At 68.2% G+C, this 11,884-nt stretch carries 10 protein-coding genes; 3 read left to right on the top strand and 7 right to left on the bottom strand.

All coding sequences use genetic code 11. From position 1 onward, the window contains the following. Window positions 1–332: 332 nt before the first annotated feature. The 4 genes from MOV08_RS22180 to MOV08_RS22195 all read right to left on the bottom strand — a co-directional run bounded on the left by MOV08_RS22180 (window position 333) and on the right by MOV08_RS22195 (window position 5,251). Entirely contained in the window at window positions 333–923 is a 591-nt protein-coding gene (locus tag MOV08_RS22180) for an isochorismatase family protein (RefSeq protein WP_275308638.1), read from the bottom strand. A gap of 538 nt (window positions 924–1,461) precedes the next feature. Further along, entirely contained in the window at window positions 1,462–2,808 is a 1,347-nt protein-coding gene (locus MOV08_RS22185; protein WP_275308639.1) for a hypothetical protein, read from the bottom strand. Window positions 2,809–2,837: 29 nt separating this feature from the next. Next, complete coding sequence (locus MOV08_RS22190; protein WP_275308640.1) at window positions 2,838–3,455, bottom strand: hypothetical protein; 618 nt, start codon at window positions 3,453–3,455, stop codon at window positions 2,838–2,840. A 281-nt stretch (window positions 3,456–3,736) separates the two neighbouring features. Then, window positions 3,737–5,251 carry a hypothetical protein gene (locus MOV08_RS22195; RefSeq protein ID WP_275308641.1) on the bottom strand — a complete coding sequence of 505 codons (1,515 nt, stop codon included), beginning with the start codon at window positions 5,249–5,251 and terminating at the stop codon, window positions 3,737–3,739. Window positions 5,252–5,852: 601 nt separating this feature from the next. Here MOV08_RS22195 and MOV08_RS22200 point away from each other — a divergent pair. Further along, a complete protein-coding gene (locus MOV08_RS22200) occupies window positions 5,853–7,595 on the top strand; it encodes a hypothetical protein (RefSeq protein WP_275308642.1) in 1,743 nt (580 codons plus the stop codon). A 71-nt stretch (window positions 7,596–7,666) separates the two neighbouring features. Continuing rightward, entirely contained in the window at window positions 7,667–8,296 is a 630-nt protein-coding gene (locus MOV08_RS22205) for a hypothetical protein (protein WP_275308643.1), read from the top strand. A 1,272-nt stretch (window positions 8,297–9,568) separates the two neighbouring features. Here the strand turns inward: MOV08_RS22205 and MOV08_RS22210 are convergent. The 3 genes from MOV08_RS22210 to MOV08_RS22220 all read right to left on the bottom strand — a co-directional run bounded on the left by MOV08_RS22210 (window position 9,569) and on the right by MOV08_RS22220 (window position 10,823). After that, window positions 9,569–9,841, bottom strand: a complete 273-nt coding sequence (locus MOV08_RS22210) for a hypothetical protein (RefSeq protein WP_016577979.1) — start codon at window positions 9,839–9,841, stop codon at window positions 9,569–9,571. A gap of 91 nt (window positions 9,842–9,932) precedes the next feature. Beyond that, window positions 9,933–10,193: a hypothetical protein gene (locus MOV08_RS22215; RefSeq protein ID WP_275311850.1), complete on the bottom strand. Its 261-nt coding sequence runs from the start codon at window positions 10,191–10,193 to the stop codon at window positions 9,933–9,935. Window positions 10,194–10,289: 96 nt separating this feature from the next. Next, window positions 10,290–10,823 carry a DUF5994 family protein gene (locus tag MOV08_RS22220; protein WP_275308644.1) on the bottom strand — a complete coding sequence of 178 codons (534 nt, stop codon included), beginning with the start codon at window positions 10,821–10,823 and terminating at the stop codon, window positions 10,290–10,292. A 283-nt stretch (window positions 10,824–11,106) separates the two neighbouring features. Between MOV08_RS22220 and MOV08_RS22225 the strand changes: the two genes are divergently transcribed. Further along, window positions 11,107–11,631: a DUF5994 family protein gene (locus MOV08_RS22225; protein ID WP_275308645.1), complete on the top strand. Its 525-nt coding sequence runs from the start codon at window positions 11,107–11,109 to the stop codon at window positions 11,629–11,631. Window positions 11,632–11,884: the final 253 nt, after the last annotated feature.

Below are 11,884 nucleotides of genomic sequence, written 5' to 3' on the forward strand. Positions count from 1 at the left end.
CTTCTCCGACTGCCAACAACAAGCCCGGGGCCGGTTCGCAGGCAGAGGGCAACGGCATCGGCGGCTGAACCGGGCTGCGCGTCATTTCGTCGTTGATCGCGGCGTGCTGTTGACCGGCGCATGGCAGTCGTGGCTTTGCGCCACTGATTCCGGGCCGGATGCTGCGCGGAACCTGCCCATCGTCTAGGGAATTTCCGAGAGTTGGGCACACGAAGGGTGCTGCCCCGGAGCCCGTCGGCACTGACAGCCACCTGGCGGCCCTCAGCCGCCTGTGGCAACGCTCACGCGGCGGCGAGGGACCTGCCGGTCCCGCGGCGGAAGTGGCAGCTGTTTCAGGTGAGGACGACTGGCTCGCCGCTCAGCGCCACACCTGCGTGGCGCAGCTCGCTGATCGCGGTGCTGGTGGTTTCGGCGGCAACGCCGGCGGTGTAGTCGAGTAGGACCCGTACCGCGAAGCCCGCTCGTACGCCGTCCAGTGCGGTGGCCTTCACGCAGTGGTCGGTGGCGATGCCGACGACGTCGAGATCGCTGACGTCGTGGGCACGCAGCCAGTCGGTCAGTGATGTGCCGTCCTGGGTCGAGCCCTCGAATCCGCTCTTCGAGGCGGAGTGCTTCCCCTTGTAGAAGACCTCGTCGACGGCCCCGGAGGCAACGGCGGGCTCGAAGTTCGGATGGAACTCGCTTCCCTCGCTGCCGACGACGCAGTGCACGGGGAAGGAGTCCTGGAAGTCAGGGTGCTCGGAGAAGTGGGCCCCCGGGTCGATGTGGTGGTCACGGGTGGCGACGGTGTACGCGTAACTCCCGTCAGTGCGCCGCGCCAGGTCGGCGATGGCGGCGGCCCTGTCCGCGCCGCCCTTCACCGGAATGCTGCCGCCCTCGCAGAAGTCCTTCTGCACATCGACGACGATCAATGCACGGCGCACGGCGAATCCTTTCCCTTGGGTGAACCCATCGCCGGTATGGTCGCCCCCGCCGGCAGTGGGCAGACGCAGCACTCGCCAGTCGCTCACCCGACTGGGTGCCGGGATGGCGCGTGTTACTCGCAACCGAGCACACGCTGCGAGCGGCGTCTCCATCGGCGGGCTGTGATCACCGGTGCCAATTGAGCTGCTGTCGGCGATCGTCGGTGGGCGGACAGTCGAACGGCAGCGAAATCTTGTGGATCTTCATGCCGCAGCCGTGGTGGGGGCGATGGCTGCTCGGGGTCGGGCGGAACCGGTCAAGGCCAAGGTTCGTTGAAGGCACCCGCAGCGCAACCGTGCCCTCTGCCACCTGGGACTTTGGCCAAACGGCTCCCCGCCGGCAACCTGGCATCAGCGAATTCCGCGGTGGGCACCGCGGGAGCCGACGGGGTGCCCACACCGGGATTCACTACGCGATACCCCCACCTCCTGAGAAATGCCGGCCAGGTCGGCGCCCGCGTCCCTATGCCGGCGCCGGCACGTAAGCCGTGACGGGGTGTTAGGCGAAGGCGGCGGCGAAGCGCGCGAGGGAGATCTTTCCGGCTTTTTTCGCTGCGGCGGAGCCCATTTCGGCCCAGTCGCCGACGTTGTCGGCCATGCCCTGGGTGAAGTCGACAGCGGTGGCGACGTCTTCCGCGGTGTCGGTGTCGTCCGCGCCGGCCAGGGAGACGACGGTGGGGATCTCGGTGGCCAGGTCGATCGTTCCTTGGATCACTTTCCCGGCGACCTCGCCTTGGCGGGCGGTCGCGCCGACGAACTTGGCGCCCTTGGCACCGAGGTATTTGCCGATGGCTCCCGCCTCGGCCGCGGTGGCGCCGCCGGTCGCGGCGAGGAAGGCACGCCCGCCGCTGCGGACGGCCACGCTCGCCTTGCCGACCGAGCGCATGGCGAGGTTGCCGGCCCGCGCGGCCTTGCCGAGCGCGCCGACGACGGGTAGGGCGCCGATCACGTCGGCGCCCAGTCCGACGATCGTGTCGGCGTCCCAGTCGCCCTGCATGACCGCGTCCGCGGTGTGCGCGGCCAGGGCGCCGGCCGCCGCCGCGAGGGCGATGGGCCCGGCCAGCGGGGTCAGCACCGGGACCATCGCCAGGACCCCGGCGACGGCGGAGACGACCCCGAGGACGTCACCGAGGATGCCCAAGAAGCTGCTCCCCCCGGCTTCCGCGGCGGCCTTGGCAGCGGCGGCCGCCCTCAGGTACTCGACCTCCTGGCCGCGGGTTTCGACGACACGCTCGAACTCGCGGTTCAGCAGCAGGCTTTGCAGCTGGTACTCCGCCTGCACGGCGAGGATGAGGTCGATCAGGTCGCGCAGGGCTGGGTCCTCGATGCGGTCGGGTCCGTAGCCCTTGTCCTTCAGCCGCCCGACGGGGACGGAGAAGGACGATCCATCCCCGTTCAGTGAGGGGACGTGCGCGATTTCGGGATCGGTGAAGTCGATGACCGAACTGCGTGGCCGCTGCGGGTACGTCCGGGCCAGGGGGTCTTCGCTCCTGCGTTTCTTGTCCGCTTGCTGGAGGGAGTTGAGGAATTCATCGATCCGCTTGCGGGCCTCGTCGGAGGACCACCGCATCTCACCGAAGTCACGGTCCAGGCGCCGCAGAGCGGCGACGATCCTGTCCTCTTGGTAGAGGTAGGCGCGGATCAGTTGCTCGATGCGGTAGCGGTCCTCAGCCCGTAGGACCTCCTCGGACCAGCGCCACGGGACGCGCACGTTCGCCTTGCTGGTGTACATGTTGAGCTTGGTGTGCACGGGCTCCACGATGGGGTCGCCACGGCCCGCCTCGTAGCCGAGGTTCGGCATGGGGAAACGGCCGTCGCCTTCGGCGATGGTGTAGAGCGTCTTCATGGCCTTGAGTCATCCTTCCGCGTGGCGGGTCAGTCGGTGAATTCGATGGTGTTGCAGACCTCGCCGAGGATGGCGACGTAGTCGTCCCACTCGGCGAGGTTCTCCGTCGCGATGGAGAAGTCCGCCATCGCCAGGCGCCCGGGAACGGGTACGAACACATGCAGTTGGCGTACGACGGTGGGGCCGCCTCCGTCGCTCAGGAGGTTCACCGGCCGCTCGACCTTGCTGTCCTCGGTGAGCAGCACCGCGGGGCCGGTCGGCAGCCGCACCACACCCACTTCGGCCTCGGGGTAGATGGCGCCCATGGTGCGGGCCAGCCGGTGCACGGTCTGGTCGTTGGACAGTTCGCTGGGCCGGGCCGTGACCGTCAGCATGAGCGAGGTGAGCCGGCCGTCGGGTTCGTCCTCGGACGGTCCGGCCAGCAGGATCCCGGCGTAGACGGCGCCGGCGGCGGCCAGCATCTCGTACATCGACTGCTGCACCAGGACGGCGTGGGTGATCTCCTCGTCACTGGGGCGCCGTGACAGACCGGTGAGTTCACCGATCAGCTTGTTGGTGTTCTCCTCCGCAGAGACGGTCAGGTCGATGTCCCGGAAATCCTCGGGGACCGAGAAGCTGAGCGGGAGATCGATCGTGGCAGTGGGCACGGCAGTACTCCTCTCAAGAAACGGATACGAGATACGACCAGCTCTGCCCCGGCCCGTCCGCCCCGGCGAACTGGGCTGGCCGGGCCGTTGACCACAGGCCGGCTGCTGCGGGCCGGGACGGGCAACCGGCAGCAGCGTCCGGCCGTACGGGGCAGGTGGGAAGGCCACGGGGTGCGCCGCGTCACCCGTTCACAGCCGACGGCAGGACTGCCGTTCGGGAAGCGGCGGTGGTCTGCCCGGCTGCCTTCCCACTTCGAGCGGGAGCGCTGTGACAGCAGACTCTACGGCCGGGTCACCTCGATGGAGCGGAGGTTGCGCAGTGTGCCGTCACCGGCGTCGTGCTGGGATGGGTAGAGGAGCTGCACGGCCACGGTGAGGGGTGCGCCGGGCTCGATGGTGTGGGTGTCGTCCGGCGTGGCGATGACGACGGATCCGTCGGTGCCGTCCTTGACCACCTCGTACCACTGGCTCTGTTGAGGGTTGATGCGGGTGCGTTCCGGTACGTCGAAGGAGATCTCCCACCACACCACGCGCTGCTCGTTGGCGGCCAGCGTGAGTTCGTAACTGATGACCCAGCCCTCCGCTTCCGGGGGCCAGGTCTGGGGCCATCCGGGGAGGTTGATCACCGGGGTGACGCTGACCGGGGGCAGTTCGACCTCGGTGGCGACCGAGTCGGAGTACTGCCCGGCCGTATTGGCGCGCGTCGGCGACGTGACTTGGCTGGTGCAGGTGAGCCGGCCCTCGAACTGCGGGTCGATGGTGCCGGTCAGGTTGACCATCGCCTTGCTGCCCCTGGGCAGGTCGATCGGCAGGTGCAGCCCGTCCAGGACCGAACCGGTGCCACAGACAGCTCCGTTCTCGCCTTGGCAGGTCAGCTCCGGATCGGTCAGCTCCGCCGGGACGGTGCACTCCACCACGGCGTCGGGGGCGTCGTTGGGGCCGAGGTTCTGCACGCCGATGGTGTAGAAGACGCGTTCTCCTGCCTTCGCCGTCTGCGGGCCGCTCATCTCCAGCGGCATGTTGACTGGCAGGGCCACGGTGAGGTTCTTGATCCGGTGGGAGGCGGTGGCGCTGCCGGTACCCGCCGCGAAGCCCAGCTTGAACGTCTCGGGCATGCGTGCCTGTCCGTCGGCACCGGCGAGGTCGAGGTCGTCGATCACCAGGGTGCCGTTCGGGTTGGCCTTGTCGGCGTGCCGTACGGTCAGCCGGCCGTCGATGATGGAGACCTGGATGTGGGAGCCGTTGTCCCACCCCCCGCGGAATCCGCCGTCCACCTCGACACCGGTGAGCCAGCGGAACCCCTCCCGCAGACTGCCCGAGCCGCGTACCCCGACGGTGTTGGGCCGATGCCCGGGGCCGTTCGTACCGGAGTACCGGGTGGCGAAGTTCCCGTGGTTGTCGAAGCCGATACCCACGTACCCGGCTGTGACTCCCGGCGCGACGATGTCGCCCGCCCCATTCCTCGTGAAGGAGTAGCCGAGCGCTCCGCCGATGCCGCCGGGCTCTGTTGTCTGCTCGCCGTCGATCACGTAGACGCTGAAGCCGTCGCCGAGACGGTCACCGCCCTCACAGGAGTAGTCGAAGTCGATGGTGACGCCGAGCGATGAGGAGAAGGACTCGTCGAGGAAGGCTGTCCCGGCCTGGGAACGTTCGTTGGGGGTGAGCTCCAGGCTGCCGCCGTTCAGCTGCGCACTGCCCAGGAGCTTCCAGTGCGGGTTGGTCACGGTGCCCTGGGTGAACGATTCGACGATCGGGAACTGCACTTGCTGGGAGGCGGCGGGTACGCGCTCAGTCATGGGTGGATCCTCCTTGGCTGGACCTGCCATGGGATGGGTGGTTGCGCCATGCCAATTCGTTCTCTTCGCGAGATCGATGAGATGCGTAGAACCCAAAGGGCCGCTGCCTGACGCGCCGGCGGACCGTCCCATGCCGTTGCCAAGAGACTCCGGCTGAGGACACGGTCATAGTGGCGTGCGCCAACCGACCGGGGCAGGGCGCGGACCGGGGGCGACCGGAGCGATTCATTCACCTTGTGCGCCCCCTGCGCGCGCCATCGCTTCGATCGTCCCGCACTTGCCGTTCGTCGGATGTCCCTTCAGGGGAGTACCGCGAGGCCGGTGATCAGCTGGTCAGGTCCGATCCGTCAGCCTCGGGGCTTTCGGTTTGGGGGCGGTGGCTGGCTGGGGGCAGCGCTTTCGGTCGATTCCGTGCGGCCCGGAACTCCCCAAGTGCCGGGCTTTCAGGGAGGGCTGGTCACAGCCATGTGCGATTCAGTCAGAATCGCACATTCGCCCTGAGTGTCACCCTTGTCCGGGCGGGCGGTGGATTCCAGGATTTGGGGGCCCGCCGGGGTTCGCCCGGTACGGGCCGTCATCCACCTGGGCGGAGGAGTTCCTTATGGGCGTCCTGTATGGGTACAACGAGGGCGAGGGTCACAACGAGATGTGGCACCTCGGGTACGACGTCAGCAGAGGCGACCTGATCATCGACGCCCTCATCTCCAAGCTCAATATGTACAGCAATAGAGGTGGCGGGGACGCGCGGGCGATCTGGGGCTGGGGCGGTAACTCCGGAACCGCGGAGGATCGTTACCGGATCGACCTGATCATCAACTCCTGGCTGGCTATGGAGCGGCGGATCATCAGCGCGATGCGTCGGCTCGACGGAGACGTCGGGGCCCTGATCGAGAAGGACACCGCGGAGCAGGCCGGGGCCGAGGAGGAGGGCGACGGGTTCTACGAGCGGTCAAACGCCCTGAGGAAGGAGGAAGACTGGGAGGGCCTGCTGCGTCTTCAGGCGGAGCAGGAGCGGCCCGCAGGACGCGTCGGCGAATTCGTCTACTCGCTCAACGTCAACGCCGCCCGACGGATCATCGACTGGTCCTTCGACGGACCCTCCGGCATCGAAGAGGATGTGGCCTACGAGCAAGGCTTCTTCGGGTCCGCGGAGGAAGCACCACAGTTCGCCGCCGAGCGGCGGAGCCAGCTCGCCGAGTGGATCGCACTCGGCTGGGAGGCGGGCCGTGGGGATCTCTACTCCCAGGACGTGGAGCAAGCCCTGGACCTCTTCCTCCGCGGCAGCCAGGGAAAGGACACGCCGTCCAAGCAGGACCAGGCCATCGCCGATCACCTCACCACTGCCCTGGGCAACGGCGCCTCCTGTTTCCACCGCGCGCGCACCCCTTGCGCACTGGTCGACTTCACCGACCCCGTGGTCGCCCGGCCGATCCCGCCCGGCTCGCTCGCGAGCGGTGGCAGGGGCTTCACCCGCACGATGTGGCGGCTGATGGACGTCGCCTACGACGCCCAGCGCATCGCCGACCCCGAACTGCGCGACCTGGTCGACTACTGCCTGGCGATTCAGGCCGAGTACCAGCTCCAGGCGCTCCTGACCAACCGGGAGATGACGAAGGTCATCGACGCCAGCAACCAGCAGTTTGAGTACCTCAAGGCCAAGGCTGCCGCTGAGGCCGCCAAGGAACAGGGCGGGGGGTTCTGGGGCTTCCTGGGGGATGTCCTGGGCATGGCATCCGCCGTCACCGGTGTGCTGGCCATGATCCCCGTCCTCACCCCCATCTTCGGGCCGATCGCGCTGGTCACTGCCGCGGGTTCGTTCGGGGCCCATCTGGTCGGTGCGGCGATCAAGGGCGACTGGGACGCTGCCACGATCGCCGGCCTCGGAGCGGACACGCTCGCACTGATCCCCGGCATCGGGGCCGCCGCCAAGGGGCTGAAGGCAGGCACGGCGTCGATGCGTGCCGTCAGCGGCCTCAAGGTCGCCTCACGGGCCGCCGGCCGGACCTTCCTGGCAGAGGTGGCTGGCAAGGGCGGCTCCGAGGCATCGAAGGTCTTCACCTATATCGGCGCCCGCGGCGCCAAGGCGGTGGGAGCCAGTGCCAACGCAGGCAAGATCGCAGGCAAGGTGATGCAGGGCTCGATCAGTCTCGCCACCCAGGTCCCCCTCGCCATCGAGTTCGCCACGGGAAGCGATCAGAGCGACGCCAAGGGGGCCGCCACTGGCGCCGCGCTCACCGCCAACTTCGGCCATACCGCTGGAAGCTGGGGCGCGGTCGGCTCCGCCGCGCAGAAGGGCGGCACGATCACCCTCTCCCTCCTCGGCAGCGTCATCGGACGCCGGTGAGCCGCACGGGCCACAGCCGCACCACTGCCTGCCCTCAGCCACGACAGCCCTGACCATAGGAGACCTGCGCCATGCCTGACGCCACCGCTGAACTCCCGCTCACCTTCTCCGTCCCCGACGCCTTCCGCGACATCGACTTCCAGGTCTCGGCCGAGGTCAACACCAACCGGCTGATCGACAACCTCGCATCCCTCGACCCCAAGCCCAGCCAGGAACAGATCGCCCACGCCGTCCTGGCCCAGCAGGCCATGTACGAGATGCTCGCCGCCGCCGGCGCCGTCTACGCCGGCGTTCTGCTGTCCGGACCCAGCGAGGACGACCCGCACAAGCCGCTCAGCTCGGTGATGCTCTCCGTCACCGCCCGCCCCAGCGAGCTGGCTAACGAACACACCGTCCGCCGCCTCTCCCGCACCATGGGCGCCATCTACCCCGAGGCCGAAGTCGGCGTCATGATGCTGGACTGCGGCCCGGCCGTCGTCGTCACCCAGGACACCAAGGTTCCCAGGCCGGTCAACCTCCTGGAGGACGACCCCGAGCCCACCATCGTCCGGCAGCTGCACATCTTCGTGCCCGTCCCCGGCCGCCTGGCCATGGCCGACTTCTCCCTCGCCACCGAGAACATCGACGAGTGGGATGACTGCCTGGAACTCATCGGAGCGGTGTGCAGGACGATCCGGTTCACCGGCTCCGCAGCCGCCTGACAGCTCGGTGACAACTGGCAAGGAGGACAACGGAGATGGCCCGCGCTGACCGGAAGGCTGCACGACAGGCACTACTCAAAGCCGCTTTCGCCGGCCTCGGCTTGGTGGCCTTCATTCTCGCGGTCAGCTGGTCCAAGACATGGCTCTACGCGCTCGGGGCGGCCCTCCTCGCCACCTCCGTGGCCACGGGCCTTCGCCAGCGGCCACGGGGCACCCGCCACTCGGCCCCCAACGACGACACCCACCGCCCGGAAGGACCGACCGAAACCGGCGAACCCCGCAGTCGGCGAGACACCCCACCACCTGATATCTGACAGGTCGCCCCACGCGCTGGCCTGTGCCCGCGACTGGTCAGGCCAACCGCCGCTTTGTGGATGCGAATTCACAAAACCATCGCTCGCGCGTGACGCGCGTCACAGGAAATGCGTCTCGCCATTCGAGACGTATTCGTGTCCAGGTGTGCCGCTTGGCCCCTCAGTGCCTCCCCGGCCAGGCCATTCCCGCGAGTTAGGGCACGCGGAGGGCACGCCGACCTCCGAGAGGTCTAGACAACAAACAAGGCCCAGGTCGCTGACCTGGGCCTCAACTATGGAGCGGGTGACGGGAATCGAACCCGCGCTCTGAGCTTGGGAATCAACAGGGTCTTAGGGGGGCAACGGCGCTCTGAACTGCGACTATTTGGGTGCGGGGCCTTGTTGGAGGCGGTCAGTTTCGACCGCTGTTGACCCTGGTGTACCGCGCTAAAGGGCTGGGATGGGGCTGGCCCCCGATGGCGTGGAGGTTGAGGTGACTTGTGCGGGCTTGGCTCGGGTGCGGAGAGGTGCAGTGGGTCGGTGCCGGCGATGAGGTGTGCACGCGCGAATGCGGCGGGCTGCTGGATTGAAAGTCCCGACGGACACGTGACCGACGGTCCTACGCAGTCGGCCACAGTCCACTCATGCCAGGCCGGAGGGCATCCGGCTGACGTCGGGTCCACCGCCGGCCGGTCTGTGCCACGTAGTCCGCTCACGCATCGCTCACGCATGGCGGAGGGCTGACCAGTCGTTTGAGGCGGTTGCCCGCGAATAGGCATCGCACGTTCGGCAGCGGCGGCCACTCGATCCGTGTTGCCAACGGCCCCGGCATATACGCGCCGGGGTCGCCCTTTCAGGTCGTTGCACGTGAGAGTGCGCGGACCCGCCTCTCATGCCATGCGTGAGGCACTTCTACGGCATAAGGGCGATTACGTAGCAATGGGGTGGCTCGGCTCCCGGAAGCGGCCTTCGTGTCGCGTCAGCCCCGTTCCTCCTCTTCGGCTTCCAGGAGCCGGATTCCCTGGTGCGTCAGCGTGACCATCACGGGGGTGTTTCCCTGTGCCCAGTCGACGGTGACCAGCCCTTCGCCCACCAGGTATGCGCAGGCGGCGGCCAGGTCCTGCTCGGGGATCTGAAGATCGTCGCGCAGCTTCGCCCCGGTGACGCCAAGGAATCGATTGCCTTCCGTGGTCTCGTACAGAGCCTTCATAATCGTCTCGCGGTAGTGCTTCCGCTCGTGCAGTGTTGCCATGATTGCCGCTCACTCGCGCCGGGCACCGACTCGGTGCCTGTGAGCCAGGCGCGGTAGTACGCCTGCCCCACCGCCCTTGCGGGCCCTCGCTTCAGATTTCGTCCGTCTGTGTGCGGGCGTCCCCGGAGGATCGACTGGATACCAGCCAGGGCTGCGCCGGCTCTGGTCTGTGGGTGGTGTCGACGGTGAGGTGGAGGCGGGTTCCGCCTGAGTCGTCGACGGGGTAGCTGCGCTGTTCGGTGGCGGCGAAGCGACGACGGAGGACGTCTGCGACCTGACGGGCGGCTTCGGGGGACGCGGTTACGATGCGTACGTCGGCGCGCCCGGCTGAGGGGAGTTCTGGTGGCTTCATGGTGACCTCGCTCGCGTGGAACAGCAGGACGACGTGTCGGTGGGCGTGATGCCGTCGCGTCACACCCACCGCCCCCGGTTCAGAAAAAGGTCGGTGTCATGCGCGGCCCCCGTTTGCCGAGACGGCTCCGCCGTCGGTCTCCCAGTCTTCTTCCCGCCACAGCTCCTCCTGTGCGTCATGGGTGGTGTGCTCGCTCGTCATGAGGGCGCTGGCGGTCAGCAGGCCGCCGGAGGTGGCTGCGGCGGACATCAGCCGGGCGGCGGCGGCCGGATGGGTCTCCGGCGGGATCACCAGCAGGTCCCAGCGGCCCGCGGTGTAGGAGAGGAGGATCAGCTTGTTCGGATCCTGCTCTTCCGCGAACCAGCCCACGTGCACCGTGTGCCCGGCCACCGGCACCTTGCGCGGCACCACGGGCCAGTAGGTCGGGTTCACCGTGACATGAGTGATCCGGCCCCAGCGCGCGTCCAACACCGCTATCAGAGCGGGAAGTTCACGGAAGAGGTCGCGAGAGCGAGGCCACCAGGCACCGTCCAGAAGACCCGGAGGCGATCCTGCCGGAGTGAAGGAGAGGCGGACCGGTGGCGAAGGTGCGCGCTCGCTGATGATGACGCGGTCGATGGTCGCGGTCATGGCGCGGACCTGTCCCCGGGGCTCGTCGTCGAACGTCCCGGTGTTGTTGCTCGCCGGAAACGACACCGGCGTGGGAGCCGGTGTGCAAAATACTCCCGGTCTCTTCACCCTACTCCGGCCAAGGCCGTCCGTGACGGTGTACGTGAGCAGGAACTTTCCCGGCGAACGCGGATCCGGCGCCGTCACCGCGGGGTGCGCCCGTGCCCCGGCACGCGGAGTACGGTGAAGTGAGGAGGTCGCCTCGCCGGGCGGACGCACCGCGCTGGAAGGCGGGCGAATGCACATGGCCGACTCCGACACTCCCGGCGTTCCGCAGCTTCTGCCGGACGCGGTCCACCATGCCGTCAGGCCCGGGACGGCCCTCTTGAGGCTGGTGACCACGCAAACCCGCGAGCAGGTTCTCGACGGCGCGTGGTGGCCGCGTTCCCGCGACATCGGCGCCGAGCTCCCCAGCCTGATCGCCGCGCTGACCGAGCACCTCGGACCCGTCCTGCGCGTCGGCCTCGACGCCGGCGCCTGGGAAGAACTACCGACCCGTCTGGTCATCGACGACCGGGTCGTGCACATCGAATCCTTCCCGGTCGGCGACGACACCGTCCTCATCACCCGAGGCGACCAGGACTACTTCTCCCTGCTCGTGGTCCCGCCGCACGCGACACCTGAAGCCGCCCGCTCCGCGATGGCCAGGGCCGTCCAGGCCGGCAACGTCACCCAGGCCAAGCAGATCCTCATCGACACCGGCACCCATCGGGCATACCCGGTTCCCGCGGAAGAGCCTCGGACGGGCCGTGAACCCGGCGAGCGGTGAGGTAGCCGTCGAGGCTTCGACGCTCCTTTGACGACAGGGACGCAGGTCGCCTCGAAGGTGCGGTTCCGACGGGCACCAATAGGTGACACTACGTCACGTGTCGCATGTGCAGAGTGATGGCGGTGGAGAGGGCCGGGACTCCGGCGCGCTGAGCCCTTCGGCCGTCTTGCCGGGGCTCGACGAGGAGCAGCTGGGGCTGCTGCGTCGGGTGGGGCGTGAATGGGGGCGGGTGTCGGCTCCCGAGGCGTGGCAC

The organism is Streptomyces yunnanensis, assembly GCF_029011865.1.
Taxonomy (GTDB): Bacteria; Actinomycetota; Actinomycetes; order Streptomycetales; family Streptomycetaceae; genus Streptomyces; species Streptomyces yunnanensis.